Below are 21,023 nucleotides of genomic sequence, written 5' to 3'. Positions count from 1 at the left end.
TAAAACGCTTAATTAATTTTTAAAGATACTTCTTCTTCGTTAATACAGAAAGCCTCTATCCATAAACTAGATAGAGGCTTGAATAATGAATATTATTGTAATTACAGCTTACAAGAATCTTTTCCAAATTACGAAAAATATCTTCCATAAAATTTAGATTATTTCCTATTTACTGAAGCTACTCTTTATTTGATTTTTTATCAGTTACCTAATGCAGCAAATCTTACTTTTCTTAATTGTAATACTTTAAGTGTAAGATCTACTACGATTTTTTCACCTAGATTACTAAACGATTCGCCAACTTTTACAGGACATGGAGAAAAATCAAGTTCAAAGAAATTTGCACTAATTAACTCCAATATGACTGCTCATTATAAAACATACTATTTTCGAAGAAGAATTTATCTAGGCGAGGAATATCACTGTTATTAGGGTTAAATAAATCGGGATCTACTTTCTGAAGAACCTCCTAAAGTAGGGAACAGGAGAAAATCATTAGCCGTCAGTTCTGCAAATCCAGAAAATGGAACAGTAGCAATTCGATCACGAATAAATCCATTGCAATTCGTTGTAGTATATTCAATATCTTTGCGAATAAAACCTTCTAAAAACAATTTATCTCTAGTAACTTCACGTACCCCTGGGCATGTTTCTACTCCAAATTGTACAGGAACAAGTTTACATTGCGTCAGAAATACACCCTTGAACACTCGCTTAATTTCACTTGCTGGCGGATTAAGCGGAACTTCGTTCACATGAATACTTTCAAGATTAATGTTAATTCTATCATCAAAACTGACATCAGTAGTACCACTTTCCTCAATATTTTCCAATTTGACGATTTTTCCAATCTCAGAAACTGCTCCCTGTTCTACCACAGCTTCCATTTGATGATTTTCTTTCGAGTCATCTGTAGCAACAGCGCTTCTTGGAATTGGAGGATGAAGGGATTTATAAATTTTCGAGAAAGTGGAGAACGGAAGTTTTATCGTTTATGAACGTTCTCGTTTATATTTCATCTGCTCATTTGCGTCGCTGGGTTCAAAATTAATAATAATTCCATCAACTAAATCATCTTCAAAAGTATCTCTTTCCTCAATATTTTCCACTTCAATATTATGCTCAGAGTGAGAAACTGCACCTCGTTCTACCACAGCTTTCATTTGAATATCTTTTTCAATTTCATCTGCAGCAGCTGTTTTCCTTATTATTGGAGAATGATGGAAATTATAAATTCTCGAGAAAGTGGAAAATGGTAGTTTTATCGTTTTTGAGTTTAACTGTGCATGTTTACTTGGCTCATTTACATTTCTTATTTCAGAGGATTCATTTATACGAAAATCAGCTATACTTCCATTATTTAATTTATTTAAAGAATTATCACCCTTTGATATATATTCAATTTCATGATAATTTATAGACTGAGACATTTCCTTCTGTTCTATCACAATTTCTATTTGTGGGTGATCTATTTCATCAGCGCCAATCACGCTGCTAGAATTAGTAGTCTCATTTGTATGACTAACTTCAAGGATAGTCATATTACTATCGTCTAAGTTGGAATCAGCAGTATCACTCTCTATAAAATTTTCCACTTCGAGATTTTGTTCAGATTGAGAAACTGCCCTCAGCTCTTCCACGGTTTCCATTTGGCGATTTTCTATAGTTTCATATGCAACAACCGAACTGTTTAAAATTGGACGATGAAGGAAATTATAAATTTCCGAGAAAGTAGAGAAAGGAATTTTAATCGTTTTCGAATGTACTTCTGCATATTTATTTGGCACATTAGAATAGTTAGTTTCAAAAACATTTAGAAATCATTCATGTGTAACATCTGTTTGTTCTTCGTTTTTACTGTATGTTCGTGTTGAATTCTCTTTTTATTTAGATTGGTTTTTTTGTACTTATATTTTTCCACTTTTATAAGTTGTTCCTTGTTTTTCGATAGCGAAAAAGGAACCTGTCCGTTCATTGATACTAGAAATTTCAGCTATACTTTTTGTGTAAAAATAAATCTTTTTAGACTTTTGAAGCCTTTCCTTTCATTAGATACTTTTACTCAAATCATCCATTTTAACAACTTCAACAGTACCTACTGTAATATCAGAATTAAAAGTATTGTCACCGCCTTCTTTCATTACCTCGTCAATCGGTTGAAAATCAGGAGTAATAGTTGACGTAATTCCCATTTTTGGGTTAATATTTATTTTATTCATTGCTTCATAATTAAACCAAGGAAGTGTCATACAGCCCTCCTTGTTTTTATATTGAAAATCGGGAGTAACTGTAAACGTCTTACGTTTTCTTTATCTGGTATTGTCATCCCCACCTTGGTAATAGAATAATATTTAGGAGCAACGGAAACATAAATACTGTTTAAGGTTTATTTTCTAAATATCATAATAATTTATCCGTTGAATTGCCATTTACCCCCATTTAGCCTCACTTGTTATTTCCATCCTTTTATAAATAAATGAATTTTAATGCTTGGCTATTTTAGACATAAGTATTATTTATTCTATTCAATTTTACCTAATTAGTTCATAACCAGTTAACATCCGTGTGAAGGAATTATAGTGGAGGACAAAAATTATGGACATTTGGAATCTGAAGGTTGTTATTTTCAAGGGTTAGGTAATTTGGTTTTCGAGGCCTATCCCTAAAATCTTTACGCATGATTCCATTATAAAAACCCCTCCAGTGGCAGTGTATCGTTCCATAAAAACATGGTTTGTACACAGTCTACTTAAAGGGGAAATATATCACTGATATTGCTATTTATTTGGGTATATTTTTATGTTACTTCTAATATTTCTCAACAACAATCGAACACTTTACATATCAGCCTTGTTCTCTAATTCTTTATTATAATTGATATAATTTTGTATACTTTTCTTCTAAATAATCTGCAAGGTAATTGCCGTTAAGCCCTTCCCCTGTCGTATCTTTTAATATTTCAAGTGGTTTTTTAAGTGCGCCATATTGATGGACATTTTTTGTAAGCCAATCTTTTATTGGAGATAAATCTCCTTTTTCAAATAGCTCGTCAAAATTAGGAATGTCTTTAAGCATTGCAGATTTAAATTGAGATGCATACATATATCCTAAAGCATAGGATGGGAAATAACCAAAACTTGCCCCTGCCCAGTGGACGTCTTGTAGAATTCCTTCTGCATTTGTCTCTGGTCGAACACCAAGATATTCCTCATATTTTGCATTCCAAATCTCCGGTAATTCTTCTACTTTTAAATCTCCATTGAATAAACCTTTTTCAATTTCGTAACGAATCATAATATGTAGCGCGTATGTTAATTCGTCAGCTTCTATTCTAATTAATGAAGGCTTCACTTCATTAATGGCACGTAAAAAGTCTTCCATTGCAACGTCTCCGAATTGCTCAGGAGAATAACTTTGTAATTTTCCATAGTTTTGTTCCCAAAACTTCGGATTGCGTCCTACAAAATTTTCGTAAAACAATGATTGTGACTCATGAATTCCCATAGAAGCACCACCAGATAAAGGTGTTCCTGTTAACTCTTCTCCCACATTCTGTTCGTAAATGGCATGACCACATTCATGAATGGTACCAAAGACAGCAGAACGGAAGTCTGATTCATCGTATTTTGTTGTAATTCGTACGTCTCCACGATTTAAACCAGTAGCAAATGGATGAACCGTTTCATCTAGTCGACCAGCTTCAAAATCATAACCTAATTGTTTAAGTATATCTAGACTAAATGCTTCTTGTTGTTTCTTATCAAAATGTTTAAATAAGAAATCTGTTTTTGGTTGATTTGGAGATTCAGAAATTTTCTTCAATAAAGGTACAATGCGGTTTCTTAGATCACCAAATACTGTATCCAAAACTTCCGTCGTCATCCCTGGTTCATATTGATCTAAAAGGACATTGTACGGATTGCCATCTTTAACTCCCCAGTAAGTTACGAATTTCTTTAACGTTTCAACCATTTCCGTTAAATAAGGTTTGAACATTCCCCAATCATTTTTGGATTTTGCTTCTTCCCAAACAGATTCTGATTTAGATTGCATAATGACAAACTTTTTATATTCATCAGCAGGGATTTTTTTGCTTAATTCATATTGTTTTTTTACTTCTTCAAATACCCGTTTCGTTACATTATTAGCAGAATCTATCGTTGGTTCTAATTCATCTAATAATTGCTTTAATTCATCCGAAGTAGAAAGATTAAATACATCTGTTGCAAGGACACCTACAACTTCAGAACGCTGATCTATCCCCTTTTTTGGAGCTCCAGTGCGCATATCCCAATACAAAACACCTAACGCTTCATTGTAGGCACCAATCTTTTTTACATAGTCTAGAAACTGCTGTTCAAGTGTCAAAATTACATCCCCCTTTTGTCCATTTCAACTTTAGCTTACCATAAGTGTATTATTGTTGAATAGATGTAGGCAAAATATTCACAAAACGTTTTTCTGTTTCAGCTTCTTCAGCATTTAGCAGAATATGAATCTCACCATAATCATTAGAGGTCCTAATAAGTCTTCCAATTCCTTGCTGAAGTCTTAATAGCATAAACGGTAAATCTACTTCCTCAAATGGATCATTTGAAAACGTACGTTTTGCATCGAATAATGGATCAACAGGCGGGAAAGGTAAATCAAAAATAATGACTCTCGTTAAAGCTTTTTCTGGTAAATCAAGACCTTCCCATAAATGATAGGAACAAAGTGTGGCAAAGTCTCCATTTTGAAATTCTTTCACAATAGTAGAAAGTTCACGTTCCCCTTCAAATACGATATCGCTTTTTTTAGAGGTAGATAATCTAAATTGATCCATTGCTGCTTTCGATTTAAACAAAATTAATGTCTGTTGTTTTTCTTCCAGTAATTTATGAACATACGTTGTTTTGTTTTCTTGTTCTATTTTTTTCACATAGATTTTCATCACTTCATCATAATCAAAAGGCGAAGCTACAGAAAATGATTGAAACTTTTCTACTCCTAATGAATCCGAAATATACGTAAAATCTTTTTGGATCGATAATGTAGCGGAAGAGAAAATGATAGGCATTTTAGAAGTGAATAGTTTTTCATTTAAAATATCTGTAACTAAACGTGGCATAATGATTAACGTTTCATGTCCATCAATTATTTCTAGCCACTCTACTCCATCCCCTTTTTCCGTGAATAAGCGTAAAGAGAAAGAATATTGTTCTAAAAATTCCTCGACCATACGTAGTTCATATTCTGGAATCGTGAATAGTTCAGATTCAAAAACAAACTCTTCTAATAAGTCATTAGTGATTCTTATTGCTTTTTTACATGTTTGTATCAGTAAATCTGATTTTTCAATTGTCATACGTTCAGTATCTTGGGTTATACTACTTTTTCTTATTAAACCAAATATCTCATCATGTGTTTCTTGTAATTGCTCCATTAAGTATAATGTTTTTTCTCTAATACCATCTACCATAATTCTTTCTAGTAAACGAACAAGCGTCTCACTTTGTATTTCATACGTAAGGGCTTTTTGTGCTGCAAATTCCAATAAATGGCCTTCATCTAATACTGTCATCGAAACTTCAGGAAGCAATGGGAGCTGCCCTTCTCTTATTCTCGATTCTTTTGTCCATATATGTTCCATTAGAAACTCATGTGAACAAATGATCAAATCAGAGGACTCACGGTAATTTTGTCGGTGAATCGTTTGACCACATCGATTTCTCACGTCACATACCATACATTGTTGAGTTGGATGATAATTCACTTTTTGCCAATCTTCATCACTTACACCAGGAAATTGACTACGTTCCCCATATGGATAAATTTGCTGAAGAGAAGAATGTCCATAAACAAAGTCAGGAATTAGATCCTCTATTTCCTCTAAGAAATATTCATTGTCTAAATCTTTTTGCGCATCTTCCAAACGCTTCAAGCATAGATATTGATTTCGAGACTTCGCTAACCGAACATCAATTGTAATATCTAAGTAATTTTGCAGTTTAAAGATATCCCCTGCTTCTTTAACTAATTGCTCTATTAATGTTTCATCAGCACAAGCAATTAAAGCAGGCTTTCCAGTATACCTTGCGTAAGAAATGGCAGGTAATAAATAGGCAATTGTTTTTCCGGTACCTACTCCAGCTTCCGCAAATAATACATTTCTTTCTTTCAAAGCTTTTTCAATTTGATATGCCATAAAGATTTGTTCATCACGGCATTCAAATCCTTTCTCTGGTAATTCGTCGTATAAAACATCTCCCATCCAGTCACCTAATGATTCGAAGAAAGAACGGTCTTTTGATAATTGAAAAGGTAACGCTTTTTTCATATGATAACTCCTCCAAAATAAAATAAGAACGGAAAGGAGCAATTCCCTTCCGTTAGACTTAGACTGATGTCTCCACTTACAAAAATAATCTTATATTAAGAACGCTTACCCCAAAATTGATATAAATCAGTTCGAATAAATCCATTAAATAGTTTTCGTTTTTTCGTTGTTCTTTTACCATATAATTGTTCGAAATTTTCCATCGAAGACAACATATAAACAGACCATGAAGGATATTTTTCCATCGCATATCCAAGATCACTTATCAGTTTTTCAATCTCCTCAATTTCTCCAATTCGTTCTCCATATGGCGGATTACCAATCATGACACCATCCGTTAAAGTCGTAGAAAAATCCCGTGCTTGCATTTGTTTAAATGTAAGGATATCAGCAAACCCTGATTCAAAAGCATTTTGTTCCGCAATTTGAATCATTTTATGATCAATATCTGAACCAATAATTTGTAGTTCTTGATCATAGTTAGCAAGGGCTTCCGCTTCTTCTCTTACGTTTTCCCATATAGTCTTTGGCATCCATGACCACGCTTCACTATGGAAGTCTCGATTAAAACCAGGTGCAATATTTTGCCCAATCATGGCAGCTTCAATAGCGATTGTACCAGAACCGCAAAAAGGGTCTACAAAAGGACGATCTGGATTCCATTTAGATATTTTTACAAGAGCGGCAGCGAGTGTTTCTTTTAAAGGCGCTTCCCCTTGATCTTGACGATATCCACGTTTATGGAGACCTGCCCCACTTGTGTCGATTGTGATAGTAGCAATATCTTTTAATATACTAATTTCAAGTTTGTAAGTAGCACCTGATTCATCCAAGAAACCAATACGCTTATGCGCTAATTTCAGTCGTTCTACTACAGCTTTTTTTACAATTGCTTGGCAATCTGGAACACTAAATAATGTAGATTTGACAGATTTACCTTGGACAGGAAAAGCTGCATCTACAGGTAAAAATCTTTCCCACTGCACTGCTTTTGTTCGTTCAAACAGTTCGTCAAAAGTTTTAACAGGAAACTGAGCCGCAACTATTTTGACGCGATCTGCAACTCGTAACCACACATTCGCTCTAGCTATTGCTCTTTCATCACCTTCAAAATAGATTTTCCCATTTTCTGTTGTTGTTTCGTATCCTAATGCTTTCACTTCATCTGCAACGATTGATTCTAAGCCCATTGCTGAAGTTGCTACTAATTTGAAATTTGTCATAATACATTCCTTTCTTTCTGATGAATTTCCCAAAGTTCAAAGAAATCCAATAGCTCTTTACTAGGAATTGGCCTGCTGTAATAATATCCTTGAATAATATCACAATCCATTTCTTTTAAAAGCTTTACCTGTTCTTTTGTTTCTACACCTTCTGCTACTACTTTTATATGTAAACGATGAGCCAACAAAATAATACAATCTACAATAGCTTGCTTATCTTTTAAAGAAGTAATTTGTTTTATAAAGCTGCCATCAATTTTTAAATAATTTAATGGAAAACGATTTAAGTAACTTAAGGAGGAATAGCCAGTTCCAAAATCATCTATAGATAATTTGAAACCCATATTTTTTAATTTAATAAGCTTTTCCACTATACCTTCTGTATCATTCATAATCGTACGTTCCGTTACCTCTAATTCCAATTGCCTTGGACTACAATTATACTGCATTAATATAGAATTTATTCTTTCTATAAAGTCATCTTGTTGAAAATGTAAAGACGCAATATTAATAGACACTAAAAGATTTAGTATCCCTTTATTTCGCCAATCGATAATATCCAAACATACCTTTTCAATAATTACTTCACTTAATGGGATTATTAAACCAGCATCTTCTGCATAAGGGATAAATTCTCCTGGAGAAACAAATCCTAATTTTTCATTTTGCCATCTAACCAAAGCTTCCACACCAATTATTTCTTGTTTTTCAATAGAAACTTTTGGTTGATAGTAAATAGTGAATTCCTTTTTCTGAATAGCTTTTCTAAGCTCAGATTCAAGTAATAGTAATCTTTTGGAATCACTCTCTAATTCTTCAAAATAGAATGCATATTGATTTCGACCATTTTGTTTAGCAAAATACATCGCTTTATCTGCTTTATGTATTAGTCTTTCCGCACTTATACCATCTTGCGGATAAAAACTAATTCCTATACTTGAGGTTATATATATTTCATCTGAGTTAATATAAAAAGGTTTATTTAATAACTTGGTTATTTCTTTCGCGTAATATGCCGCTTCTTTTTGATGGTGAATATTATTTAGAGTCAGTAAAAATTCATCTCCACCATATCTTGCAAAGATATCTTTACGCTGAACAATACGATTTATACGATTAGCGACTTCGGTTAATATTAAATCACCACCATCGTTACCAATCGATTCATTAATTTGTTTAAACCGATCTAAATCTATAAAAAGTACAGCATGCTTATACTCATTTTGTTTTGAAACATTGATTAAATTATTTAAAGATTCATTAAAGGAGTTACGATTGCCAATACTCGTTAAATGGTCCGTAATAGTCAATTCTTCTAATTCTTTTTCTACTACTTTTTCACGGAATATATCAGAAAACACACCGAGGAAGTGGGTAATTTCCCCTAGATCGTTTACAACACTTGAGATAGATAAGAGTTCAGGATAAATGTCCCCATTTTTTCTTTTATTCCAAATCTCGCCTTGCCAAGCACCTTTAGTTTTTATCGTATTCCACAAATGTGTATAAAATAATGCATCTTGCTTTCCCGATTGTAATATACGCGGGTTTTGTCCACGAACTTCTTCTTGTGAAAACCCGGTGACCATTTCAAAAGCAGCGTTTACAAGTAAAATGTTCATTTGATTGTCAGTAATCATAATTCCTTCAGTAGTTGAATGAAAAACTTTATCCACTAATTTATTTGGGAATAAATAAATTTGATCAGGTGGTTGCTCTTTTTTCACTATTGGTTGCCTACCTTCCCTAATGATCAAGATTACTTCTATAACCACTCTTTGCTTTTCATATCATATAAGAATAGAAAAGCCCTCCTATGAATGGAGAGCTTTTTAATCATTTAATTTTAGCCACTCATACATTCAATAAGCCATGTTTTGTCTCTACGGTACTCAAACGGTGCTTTACCTCGTACGATGTAGATGGCAATCATCTATCTACAGAATTACTTCTGTTCTTCTATCCGTTCAATTCCTTCAAGAAAATGCCCCTACCATAATTTGGGTTTCTCACTCGTGGGGTTTACCTCGTTCCACCTGTATAGTTTCCTATACAGCTACGTCACTGTGGCACTTTCAGAGATTTTCAGCCATATCCCATAATAGAACTTAGGCCTTCATCCCGCCGTCAGCTAATCTAGCTGCCTTAGTTTATTTTTTCACTAAGCACGAACACTACATTCATCGCAGAATTGTGTGAGCATGGACTTTCCTCTACAATGTCTAGCATTGCAGCGATTGCCCGAATATATAAGTGGTATTTCTAGTATATACGATGTATAACCTAGTTACAATGCTTATCAATTAATATAATTATTCGTACAATTTACTACCAAAAACATGTTTTTCTAAATGAGATAGTCGTTTTAATATATCAAAATTAGTTGCTCCTGTTTGTGGAGCTTGTTGAACTCTTTTAGGAACTTCTGTTAATTCCTCTTTTAATTGTTTGTTTTCTAGTTGAAGTTGGGAAATTTGTTTTTCAAATGCCTCATAATCTTGAATAATATCATCTAAAAACATATCAACTTCTTCTTGGTTATAACCTCTTAAGCCTGTTTTAAATTCTTTTTCTAGTATCTCCGAAGCCTTTAATTTCATTTCCATGCGGTATCTTCCTTCCATCTACATTTCGCTAACAGTATTATAGCATATCGATGTCGATTAATGGAGTATTTTAAGGCATTTCAAGGCGCTTTTTGTTAGCTTGTGCGGTTTCCCGGGAAATAGTTAATTTCCGAATTATTCTCTCCTTTCTTTTTTGTAAATCTTCTTTTATCTTCAACAGTTTCACTGGTGACCCATCATAAATATTATTAGCCAAGTAATCTGTGCATTGTAAAGTTATTTCTAAAGCTAAGGTAAAGTCTTTATTCTGATGTTCATATAGTTTCGCCAGTTCTACGTAAACTTCATAACGAAATTTCCCATCTATTTTCTTTAAGGATTCTTGAAAAGCTTGAATACTCTCATTAAATAACTGCTTTCTTTTTAAATGTAAGCCAACATAATAATAAGCTAAGCTCGCTTCTTCATTTGAAAATTGATGCACAACAAATTGAAACCAGTCGTAGCTTGCTTGCTTTGTTTTTAAGTCTTGAAACCATTTCCCAATATTCGTATATGTCACCGCAGATTCTACCACATCTTTTTCTTTCAATAATTCTACGGACAATATATATAACGTTACTAAAGAAAGAATATCCCATTCATTGTGTTTTAACACTTTCATTAAGTTAACAGGATTACCGCTTTTAATAGCATCAAAATATATGATAGGAGCAAGATGTCCAGGTATATCATCTTTTCTAATAAATCCTAACTTTTGTTCTTCTACTTGCTTTAACTTGAACCTCTCCAAATCACCTTTCCAAATTCGCTTGGAAGAGTGCATCAAATCAATTTGAGCAAGTTGTTTTAACTTTGGAAGTAGGTTTCTGTTCATTATCCATCTCGTAACCAATTGAGGAAGATCAAAGCTCTTACCATTATAGGTTATAATTGTTTGTGCTTTTTCTCTCCAAAACTCAGTAGCATATAAAAAAGCGACTTCTTGGTCTGGATCTGCAAGAACATACTGCCTTAAAAGAAAACCTTGATCCGTTTTTTTTAAAATTCCATTCAAAAAGATAAGCACACCTGTCCCCTTTAACCCCGTTGTTTCTGTATCATAAAATGAATATAAACTTTCTGGAGAAATGGTTAGGGGATGATTTGGATAGTGCTCCTGCATATAATTTATAGCACTTGAAAGTTTACTTAGTGGAATATTTCCATGTATAAACTGCTCCGGATAAAACGTTTCTTTAACAAAAAATAATCCTTGTTCATTTTTCACTAGCTCTAATCCTTCATTGATCCATGCGTCCGTATAAAAAGGAAGCGAATGACTACGCACTTCCTTTTTTGTTTGTTCATTGGGAGGATTCTTTTTAACTAGCCCCTTCATTTGCATTAGTTTCTTTTCATAAGACATTTTCTTTTACCTGCAGATAGTAAAGTAATTTCAATACTTCCTTTTTCAAATTTAACGAGGCATCTTGCGCACCAATACATGCTGGACACCCATTTGTACAAGAACATTTTTCCACTTGCTCCGTTACTTTTGGAACTAAATCATTCCATAAGTCAAACATTCTTTCGGACAACCCAATTCCTCCAGGATAACTATCATAAATATAAAAAGTTGGTTTTTCCATACTGATTGATTTTACTTGAGGGACTACATGAATGTCTTTTGCATCACAATGAATAAATAAAGGGATAAAAGCATGCAATGCGTAAGCAACACCTGTCATTGCATCCGATAGTAAATTATCCGTCCAACCTGTTGGTTTATCGAAGCTAAACCAAGTAGAAGAAGTATGCAATTCTATCGGAGGTAATTGTATTTTCCCAGATCCAATATTATCATGTGTATCAAATTTAATTTTTTTGAAAATAGTTGGTTGAGCCAATACAATTATATCTCCATAGGACAATATCCCATCATTTGTTTCTTTTTCTTTATCTTCACTCAATACTTTTAACTCTATCGCAATATTGGCATCAGTGAAATAATCCACATCCACTTCTCGAACAAACGCTTTCTTTTCTTCCCAATCTAATTTTTCTACTTGAAATTGTGTTCCTTGATGCAAATAAATAGCCTCTTCATGAAGTAAAGTCATTGCACTATACTGATCCATTTCACCAATTACTCGTGTTCTTGTTGGTACCGAATGATCAATAATAACGACGTTTTCTTGGGAAGCAGAACGTAAGCTAATATTGCTAGCCGGAAAACTTTCAGACATCCAATGCCATTTCTCAGCAGTTTGTAATAAAACGCCCTCATCCTCTAAAAATGCTAGTAATTCCTGCACAGAAAATTCCGCATAGAAATCCTGCGTTGTAAAAGGCAATTCAAAAGCAGCACATTTTAAATGATCCATTAAAATAATGATATTTTCAGGGTGAATTCTTACTTCTTCTGGAGATTGCCCAAGGAAAAACGCAGGATGATTTACAACATATTGATCAAGCGCTGTAGACTGCGCAACGTATATAATTAGTGCTTCGTCCTGTCTTCTCCCCGCCCTTCCTGCTTGTTGCCAAGCACTCGCAATATTTCCAGGGTATCCTGTCATAATACATGCTTGTAATTGTCCAATATCTACACCTAACTCAAGTGCATTGGTACTTACAACAGTTCGAATGATTCCCTCTCTCAGCCCTTTTTCGATTGTTCTTCTTTCGGATGGCAAATAGCCACCCCGATAACCACGGATGGATTGATCATTAATCTTTTTACTTACCAATGCTTGTAAATAAGTAACGAGCATTTCCACTCGCACTCTACTTTTTGCGAATACAATCGTTTGAATTCCATTCACATATAATTCCTGCGCTAGGTCTCTAACTTCTAATACCGCACTCCTTCTCACATTAAAAACAGGATGAATCACTGGTGGATTATAAAAGACGAAATGTTTTTTACCGGCAGGTGCACCATTTTCATCGATTAATATATGTGAAGTATTCGTTAATGATTCCGCAAGCTCTTTTGGGTTTTTAATCGTTGCGGAGGTACAAATAAACTGTGGGTGACTTCCGTAAAAAGTACAAATTCTTTGCAATCGTCTAATGACGTGTGCAACATGACTACCAAAAACACCTTTATATGTATGAATTTCATCTATCACAATATATTTTAAATTTTCAAACAAAGAAACCCATTTTGTATGATGTGGAAGTATTCCGGAATGCAACATATCGGGATTCGTTAATACAATATGACCAGACTTTCTAATTTTCTGTCGAATACCAGGCTCCGTATCACCATCATAAGTGTAGCTTAATATCTCTTCCTCACTGGCTTGTATAAGTGCATTCAAATCACTTTTTTGATCTTGTGCCAATGCCTTTGTTGGAAATAAATAAATGGCTCGCGAGGTAGGATCGTCTAATATAGACTGGAGTACTGGAAGATGATAACAGAGAGATTTTCCTGACGCTGTAGGAGTGATAGTCGTATATGATTTACCAGAGATTGCCGCATCAAATGCCTGTCTTTGGTGTACATATAATAGTTCCACTCCTCTACTAATTAATGCTTTTCGTAAGGAGATATGCATCTTATCCGGAAAAGGTGCATATTTTGCTTGCTTCTCTTCTGTTGAATGAACATGCATTATGTTAGAATTGCGATTTTCATCTAATTTCCAATCATCTAATAATTGTCGTATGCTTTTCTGCTTATGCATGCTCATCCCCCACTTCCTTTATAGCTTGAATTATCGTTTCAAATGTGTATTTTGTAGAATGTACTGATTTTAAAAAACGCTTTTTACTTGTTCCTTTATAATAAGATTGAACAATAAATTGCTCCATAGACTCAAGCAAAGAATCCACTTGACTTGGATGAACATACTTTGGTCTTTTCACTTGAATCCACGATCGTACTAGTTCTTCCCATTTATGCAATAGTGCATCTACTTTATATGCATGTGGTTTAACGTCTTGGAAAAAATCGGGGTCCTTATCTTCTTCTCTATATGATTGAAAACGGATGATACAATCATCACACTCTTTTAATAGCTGCGTACTTAATTCTAATAACGACAAAGTAATCCCTCGCATTCTAGTAATAGTTTAGCAAATTTCAAAGCATATTACTAGCTTCAACGAACATACATTCCTTATAGTTTGTTTTCAATTTTTTCTATTTTAGCTAGTAGATGAAAAGATGTTTTGCTAAAATTTTCCTCAAATTTATCTTGTTCTTCGTGTAAACGATTTTCAAGCAAGTATTCTAATAGCTCTAATTGATCAATTAAACGTTCAATTTTATTCATATTAATTCCTCCCTTTTTAGAGTATGTTCCCTTTTTCTAAGAGAATACCTTCCCGAGCGACAAACGTTCTTTCAAAAGGACAAAACTAGCGAAGTGTCGACAAAGAAACTGTTACCAAGAAGTCGTCCTAGCAACGTCTACTAACAAGTTTTGCACTTAAAAATGGCGCTAAGGCACTCGCAAATTTGAAAAGACAGCATTTTTTTATTATGCGTAATAGTTACAACTAGGATTTCCGCAGGGCGAGCGATGAGCTCTCACCGCCGCATTTGCGTCGTTTGTGATGGCACATCTGTCTCGCTCATCCCGCAGGAGTCGAGTCGCCGCCCTTCCGCTTCAATTCCATAGTGCCTTGCTAACTATTCAGTAATGTCGCACAACGGAAACTCTATTCATCCAGTTATAATCATCCTTTAGTAATGCGCAACATAAGATTCTTTTTACGAAATATTAAAAGGCATATGCACAATATACGATGTGGTGATTGCAACATTCTTGGGCATTTACGCAATATAGTATAGTGGTCTAATTAACAGAGTATTTTATCTAATATATTGATTTATCGGATTTTTTTTTAAGATACCCCACATAAAGTTGGATTTAGCACGGAGGCATGACTCCTACAGAAAAAGAGCGTCCAGGAGAGATGCCGCAGCGCTAAATCCTAGGGGTAACTATTTAATGCTCACTATATAATCAATGCGTTCTTTGCCCACTTAATAAGTGGCGATGCTAGTTTATATAGATGCTGCATAGATAGAGTTAAGTGGTAATCCACTGGTAACTTTTAGATAACCAACAGACCTGATCCAAAATGAAACTAATTCTGTATAGTTAACGTCTACTTAACTTGTGATAAACTAATAGCATAAAGAGGTGATCTACTTGGCTATTCATTATCCAAACGGAAAAGCGTACGCGCCAAAAAAAGAACTGTTAAAAATAAGTAAAAAAGATTATTCCTTTAGTAATAGGGGTAAAACTTTAGAAGATGAGCTAAACGAAGCGAACGAATATTACCTATCAAATGATATTGCTGTTATATACAAAAAACCGATACCAATACAAGTCGTTAAAGTAGACTATCCAAGTAGAAGTGGGGCTGTTATTAAAGAAGCATACTATCGTACACCATCTACAACTGATTTTAATGGTGTGTACCAAGGTAAATATATTGACTTTGAAGCAAAAGAAACGGAAAATAGAACAGCATTTCCATTAAAAAATGTTCATCTCCATCAAATGGAACATATGAACAGAGTATTGAAACAAAACGGTGTTTGCTTTTTACTCGTTCGTTTTTCCGCATTTGATCGTTATTTTTATTTACCATTTGCGCAATTACAATTGTTTTGGGAAAGAATGCAAACAGGAGGTAGAAAATCTATTGCATTAACTGAATTTGAAGAACAAGCGATAGAAATTACCCCAAAATATGCGCCAAGAATTGATTATCTTAAAATAGTTAATAACTTGAACGCATAAAGTGAAAGTGAGGAGACGTTTATGAGTGAGCAAAAAAGAACTCGTGAACAACGAAGAAAAGAATTACAACAAAAAAAACACACAAAAAAACCCTTAAAACTATGGTTTAAACGTATTATCATTACCGTTTGCATTTTAGGTGTTCTTGGACTTGTTGGAGGAGGTTCCCTTTTCGCTTATTATGCAAGCACTGCACCAGAATTGGACGAAACTTCCTTAAAAGATCCTATTAGTCCAAAACTTTTGGATGCAAATGGGGACTTATTCGCAACTGTTGGTTCCGAGAATCGAGAGTATGTACCTTATGATGAAATACCGCAACAAATGGAAGATGCTATTATCGCTACGGAGGATTCCCGGTTTTATCAACATATGGGTGTCGATTTCTTGCGTTTAGGAAAAGCAGTACTAGCAAATGTGACGGGTGGCTTCGGTGCTCAAGGTGCAAGTACACTTACACAACAAGTGATTAAAAACTCTTTCTTAACAAATGAAAAGACATTAAAACGGAAAGCACAAGAAGCATATCTTGCTATCCAACTTGAACGGAAGTATGACAAAGAAGAAATCTTTGAAATGTATTTCAACAAAGTATTAATGTCGGGAAGAATTTATGGTTTTGGAACTGCTGCAGAGTATTTCTACGGAAAAGAACTAAAGGATTTAACATTGGATCAATTTGCAGTACTTGCGGGTATGCCACAAAGTCCAAATAATTATAATCCTTTTAAAAATCCTGAACTTGCTCAAAAACGCAGAAATGTCGTTCTTCATTTGATGAACTTACACGGCAAAATTACAGAAGAAGATATGAAAAAAGCACAAGCGGTTCCTATTGAAGTCTCTTTACTTCCTGAAGATCAACGCGTTGCAAAGAGGAATTCGAAGTATGATGCCTTTATTGATATTGTATTAGATGAATTAGAAAAAAATGGAGACGGCGATTCTATTGCAGATGGCATTACAATTTATACTACACTTCAACCAAATGCTCAAAAGCAAGTGGAAGCTAGTCTTAACTCAGATATATTCCCGAATAAAGAAATTCAATCAGCCATCGCAGTTATTGATACGAAAACTGGAGCAATCGCTGCAGTTGGTGGTGGACGAAATTATGGGGCAGATCGAGGATTTAACTATGCACAAGATATGAAACTTAGATCTCCTGGTTCCACTATCAAGCCATTATTGGATTATGGTCCTGCAATTGAGTTTTTAAAATGGTCAACCGGACAAACAATTGTGGATGATCAAATAACATATACCGGTACGGAACAAGTAGTTAGAAACTTTGATGGAAAATACAAAGGTGCTATGACCATGCGGGAAGCACTTTATAACTCTCGAAATGTACCTGCTGTGAAAACATTAAAAGAAGTAGGAACAAAGAATGCCAAAGAATTTATTAATCGATTTAATATCGATATTGGTAATGTAACGGAAAGTAGTGCAATTGGTGGAACCTCGAAGTCGATGTCACCAATTCAGATGGCAGGAGCATACGCAGCATTTGGTAATAACGGCATTCATACAGAACCCTACTCGATCAATAAAATTGTATACCGTGACGGAAAGACAGAAAAAGATTATCGACCTGAGCAAAAACCTGTCATGAAAGATTCTACAGCTTATATGGTCACAGATATTCTACGAGATGTTTTAACAAAAGGAACTGCAACAAAAGCAGCGATCAGTGGATTAGATATTGCAGGTAAGTCTGGTACTTCCAACTATGACTCAAATCAAATAAAACAATGGAACTTGCCAAGCAGTGCATTCCCGGATGTTTGGTTCGCAGGGTATACGACAGACTACTCTATAGCTATATGGGCCGGTTATCCCCAATTAAAAACACCGATGACCACAAATGAGGAACGTTATTTACCACAACATATTTTTAAAGAAGTAATGACTAATATTTCAAGAGGAAAAAATACGGAGCGCTTCAAGAAACCTAATTCTGTAGTGGAAGCAACCATTGAAAAAGGTACTAACCCACTTAAATTAGCAAGTGAGTTCACACCAGATGATCTAAAGCAAACGGAATTATTCGTCAAAGGTACGGAACCAACTTCTGTATCAGATAAATACGAAAAACTTGAATTAAATGCACCGACTAATTTAAATGTAGAGTATGATAAAGAATCATCATCAGCAACATTATCATGGGATTTTGATAAACCAAAAGATAAAGAAGTTAATGTTAAATACGAAGTATCCGTAGCAATTAACAATGGCGCTAGTCAAGTACTTCAAACAACTGATCAAATGGGCTTAGTTATCCAAAGTTTAATTCCAGGAAGTTCGTATGTATTCACAGTTACCGCCATTTCAGATGATGTCCGAAGTGAACCTGCTTCCACTTCACTGACTCTAGAGGCAGCAGTCGAAGAAGAACCTGTAATAACGCCACCCGAAGAACCAATTATAGATGAAAACGATGACAACTCGAATAATAATAATAATAATAATAATAATGGCAATGAAAACAATAATGGAAATGGTAATGGGAACAACGGGAATAACGGAAACAACGGGAATAATGGTAATGGAAATAGTAATGGGAACAGTAATAACAACAATGGTAATGGAAATAATTCAGGCGGAGATCAATCTGGAACTAACCCTGATGATACTAATAATCCGGATGGCACAACTGGTTCAGGAGAAAATTCCAGTTCAAACCCATAATATTTTAAAATAAATGCCGTCCTTAAGTTGATTAAATATCGACTTAAGGACGGCATTTCTAATCGCAAGTACATTTTAAGCGCATACAATCTTTTTCTATTCTCGAGTGCTTTGGACTAAACATCAGCTACACTAATACCATTTGAATTTTTGTGGATCATACAGTGACTGTGTCACTGTATGATCCACTTTTTTCGGTAATCTTGTGGCGGTTGTTTGTCCCTCGCCAACTTGAATTGTGTAGACATATTATGCATAAGGTATGTGTTATGAGAGATAAGATACTTTCCTACTCTTTTAAAATCGTTCGAAGATACAATTTCGTTCGCTCAGCTCTTCTTTTTTAATGGAAGCTATCTATTTTTCTAAAGTTCCATCAGTTCTATTCATTTACCCAATGAATTATGTGCACTTCATAACTTAGGAATAAAAGGAAAGCAAAATAAAGATTAAGCCCTAGTGAGTTGAAAGGCATCACTTATCAGCGCCTACCGCATGCTTCTCCATCTAAACACTCGTTATAAGCACTAGTTCACTATTTCGACGAAGTGTATTGCGTCTCTTTTTTTACACTTTTGATTGGAGCGGATTAGCATGTAAATCAACGCAGTGACGGAAGAGGCTTGATGCTTGCCCCTGGAAATCGTCCGCCGGCAGCCGAAATCAACCTCTTCTTGGCATAAAGATTTATATACTTATCTATAAATAAAAAGGATGACCTATTAAGTCATCCCCTTTTGTAAACCTATTTTTTGAGTATTAGCATAACTGCGATTTTCTTCTTCATTTCTTTAAATAATTCATCCAACTGACGAAATGCAGTATAATTATTTTTGTTTTGCTTAATAAATGTAATTCGATCCGAAAAATTAATAGGAGTAATTCCTGTTGCATTGTCAATAATTACTGTTAAGAGATTTATGCCTTGTTCCATAAGTTCGTTTCTTGCATCATTTTTTACTTTGAACGATAAAACCAAATGCCCCTTTAGCTGAATCCACTCAGCAAAATAACGCTGATACTCGACCGAGTTGGGCTTAGACAATTTTATTCATCCTTTTTTTCCCTTCCCGGCAAATGGACAATAAAGGACATTGCGGGCATTGTGGATTTTGTGCTTTGCAATGGTAACGACCAAAGAAAATTAGTTGGTGATGAGCTTTGGACCATAATTCAATCGGAGTTTTTTTCATCAATATTTGTTCCACTTGGAGTACGGAATCTTTCCATCTGCAAAGACCTAAACGCTTGGACACACGTTCTACATGAGTATCTACAGCAATTGCAGGTATATCGAAAGCAACTGAAACTACCACGTTCGCTGTTTTGCGCCCTACTCCAGGAAAAGTTGTAAGTAAGTCTCTATTTGCCGGGACTACTCCTTCATATAATTCAATCAATTGTTTACTTAGCGCTTGAATATTTTTGGCTTTATTTCGATACAGTCCAATCGACCGAATATCGTTCTGTAACTCTTCTATTGGAACCGCTAAGTAATCTTCTGGTTTACGATACTTTTGAAACAAACTCTTCGTTACTTTATTCACCAAGACATCTGTACATTGTGCAGATAATAATGTAGCGATAAGTAGTTCGAATGGATTTTCATGAACTAGCTCACAATGAGCATCTGGGAACATTCGCTCCATCTCTTCAAGACAATAGTGCCATTGTGCTTTCGTCAGCAAAATATCTCCACCTACTCTCTTTCTTCTAACCAATTATAAAAGGATACCTTTGTTGCACTTACTGCTTGTTCAACTTGTTTTTGTATTGGGATTTGCTGTCTAAAATTAGTTGACTGTTTTTCCGCTGCTTCCACAGTTTTGATATTTTTCTTTTTCCATTCAAACAAAATACGATCGATGTAGCGTAAACTAAGCTTTTGCGATAATACTGCCTCTTTTAGTGCTAGGCGGATTAATGCAGGAGAATGTTGATCCTGATCAAACCACATGCCAATCGTTTCATATTCCATTGGAGATAATAACCTTCCAAATTCTTGTTCAAATAATTTATAGATAGTTCCTTCTTCTACTTTCAATACATCATCTTCTGCACTATTCTCTTCTTGCTCCGCGTAATTTAAAAGTAGATTCCACAAATACTGAAAATTATAATATTCATATCGTATACCTTCTTCATCTATTTGCTGTTCGATTTGAACAAATCCTTTTTGCACAAGGCGCTGTAAAATGTTCGTTACTTTATTTTCATCAAAATGCGTACGTTCAACTAAGTTTTGCGGAGTAGGAAAGTGGTTGCCTGCTTCTCCAAATGCGATTAAATGCAAAAGCAAAATAGCCTCTTCATCTTTTACATCAATCATTTTATAATAGTTAAAAAAAAGCTGGGAAATGGTTACATTCCCCTGCTCTGTCCAAATACGGAGTCGATCTCGCTTTTGCATACTCGTCTCCCTTTCTTAATGATATTACACAGTGTAGTTGCCTTCTATAAGCAGCCGCAT

At 34.6% G+C, this 21,023-nt stretch carries 16 protein-coding genes, 1 other RNA gene and 2 pseudogenes; 2 read left to right on the top strand and 17 right to left on the bottom strand.

Features of this window, described 5'->3' with window-relative positions; translation table 11 throughout:
* Window positions 1-200: 200 nt before the first annotated feature.
* The 14 genes and pseudogenes from PB01_RS21275 to PB01_RS20930 form a co-directional block, all read right to left on the bottom strand.
* A pseudogene (locus PB01_RS21275) lies at window positions 201-752 on the bottom strand (CsxC family protein); the annotation flags it as partial.
* 240 nt (window positions 753-992) lie between these two features.
* Window positions 993-1,649 (bottom strand): hypothetical protein, encoded by a 657-nt coding sequence (locus tag PB01_RS07790; protein WP_225986201.1) that lies wholly within the window; start codon window positions 1,647-1,649, stop codon window positions 993-995.
* Between the two features lie 36 nt (window positions 1,650-1,685).
* Window positions 1,686-1,787: pseudogene (locus PB01_RS22015) on the bottom strand (DUF7852 domain-containing protein); the annotation flags it as partial.
* 261 nt (window positions 1,788-2,048) lie between these two features.
* Window positions 2,049-2,249 (bottom strand): hypothetical protein, encoded by a 201-nt coding sequence (locus PB01_RS07785; RefSeq protein ID WP_151699683.1) that lies wholly within the window; start codon window positions 2,247-2,249, stop codon window positions 2,049-2,051.
* Between the two features lie 619 nt (window positions 2,250-2,868).
* Window positions 2,869-4,368 (bottom strand): carboxypeptidase M32, encoded by a 1,500-nt coding sequence (locus tag PB01_RS07780; RefSeq protein ID WP_151699682.1) that lies wholly within the window; start codon window positions 4,366-4,368, stop codon window positions 2,869-2,871.
* Between the two features lie 49 nt (window positions 4,369-4,417).
* Complete coding sequence (locus PB01_RS07775) at window positions 4,418-6,319, bottom strand: ATP-dependent DNA helicase (RefSeq protein WP_151699681.1); 1,902 nt, start codon at window positions 6,317-6,319, stop codon at window positions 4,418-4,420.
* Window positions 6,320-6,414: 95 nt separating this feature from the next.
* Window positions 6,415-7,542 carry a THUMP domain-containing class I SAM-dependent RNA methyltransferase gene (locus PB01_RS07770; RefSeq protein WP_151699680.1) on the bottom strand — a complete coding sequence of 376 codons (1,128 nt, stop codon included), beginning with the start codon at window positions 7,540-7,542 and terminating at the stop codon, window positions 6,415-6,417.
* Window positions 7,539-9,269: a putative bifunctional diguanylate cyclase/phosphodiesterase gene (locus PB01_RS07765; protein ID WP_225986200.1), complete on the bottom strand. Its 1,731-nt coding sequence runs from the start codon at window positions 9,267-9,269 to the stop codon at window positions 7,539-7,541. Before PB01_RS07765 ends, PB01_RS07770 begins: the two co-directional genes overlap by 4 nt.
* Before the next feature lie 134 nt (window positions 9,270-9,403).
* Window positions 9,404-9,791, bottom strand: an RNA gene (gene rnpB / locus PB01_RS07760) — RNase P RNA component class B.
* Window positions 9,792-9,854: 63 nt separating this feature from the next.
* The gene (gene gpsB, locus PB01_RS07755; RefSeq protein ID WP_151699679.1) at window positions 9,855-10,148 is read right to left on the bottom strand and encodes a cell division regulator GpsB; all 294 of its coding nucleotides are present in this window, start codon (window positions 10,146-10,148) and stop codon (window positions 9,855-9,857) included.
* Between the two features lie 70 nt (window positions 10,149-10,218).
* Window positions 10,219-11,517 carry a ribonuclease H-like domain-containing protein gene (locus PB01_RS07750; RefSeq protein ID WP_151699678.1) on the bottom strand — a complete coding sequence of 433 codons (1,299 nt, stop codon included), beginning with the start codon at window positions 11,515-11,517 and terminating at the stop codon, window positions 10,219-10,221.
* Complete coding sequence (locus PB01_RS07745) at window positions 11,507-13,786, bottom strand: DEAD/DEAH box helicase (protein ID WP_151699677.1); 2,280 nt, start codon at window positions 13,784-13,786, stop codon at window positions 11,507-11,509. Before PB01_RS07745 ends, PB01_RS07750 begins: the two co-directional genes overlap by 11 nt.
* Window positions 13,779-14,147, bottom strand: a complete 369-nt coding sequence (locus PB01_RS07740; protein WP_151699676.1) for a YppE family protein — start codon at window positions 14,145-14,147, stop codon at window positions 13,779-13,781. The genes PB01_RS07745 and PB01_RS07740 overlap by 8 nt, the downstream gene beginning before the upstream one ends.
* Before the next feature lie 74 nt (window positions 14,148-14,221).
* Window positions 14,222-14,377 (bottom strand): hypothetical protein, encoded by a 156-nt coding sequence (locus PB01_RS20930; protein WP_192797505.1) that lies wholly within the window; start codon window positions 14,375-14,377, stop codon window positions 14,222-14,224.
* An 885-nt stretch (window positions 14,378-15,262) separates the two neighbouring features.
* On the opposite strand from PB01_RS20930, the gene recU reads away from it, so the two are divergent.
* Together recU and PB01_RS07730 are read left to right on the top strand one after the other, a co-directional pair.
* Window positions 15,263-15,862, top strand: a complete 600-nt coding sequence (gene recU, locus PB01_RS07735; protein WP_151699675.1) for a Holliday junction resolvase RecU — start codon at window positions 15,263-15,265, stop codon at window positions 15,860-15,862.
* 21 nt (window positions 15,863-15,883) lie between these two features.
* Entirely contained in the window at window positions 15,884-18,553 is a 2,670-nt protein-coding gene (locus PB01_RS07730) for a penicillin-binding protein 1A (protein WP_151699674.1), read from the top strand.
* A 745-nt stretch (window positions 18,554-19,298) separates the two neighbouring features.
* Here PB01_RS07730 and PB01_RS07725 read toward each other — a convergent pair.
* The 3 genes from PB01_RS07725 to PB01_RS07715 are packed head-to-tail and all read right to left on the bottom strand — an operon-like array spanning window position 19,299 to window position 20,963.
* Window positions 19,299-19,598: a YpoC family protein gene (locus PB01_RS07725; RefSeq protein ID WP_151699673.1), complete on the bottom strand. Its 300-nt coding sequence runs from the start codon at window positions 19,596-19,598 to the stop codon at window positions 19,299-19,301.
* Complete coding sequence (gene nth, locus PB01_RS07720; RefSeq protein ID WP_151699672.1) at window positions 19,591-20,241, bottom strand: endonuclease III; 651 nt, start codon at window positions 20,239-20,241, stop codon at window positions 19,591-19,593. The genes PB01_RS07725 and nth overlap by 8 nt, the downstream gene beginning before the upstream one ends.
* Window positions 20,242-20,252: 11 nt before the next feature.
* Window positions 20,253-20,963 carry a DnaD domain-containing protein gene (locus tag PB01_RS07715; protein ID WP_151699671.1) on the bottom strand — a complete coding sequence of 237 codons (711 nt, stop codon included), beginning with the start codon at window positions 20,961-20,963 and terminating at the stop codon, window positions 20,253-20,255.
* Window positions 20,964-21,023 lie beyond the last annotated feature (60 nt).

The sequence above is a fragment of the Psychrobacillus glaciei genome (assembly GCF_008973485.1).
Lineage (GTDB): Bacteria > Bacillota > Bacilli > Bacillales_A > Planococcaceae > Psychrobacillus > Psychrobacillus glaciei.
The sequence above is the reverse complement of the archived record's forward strand: the minus strand, read 5'-3'. Positions and strand labels throughout refer to the sequence as shown.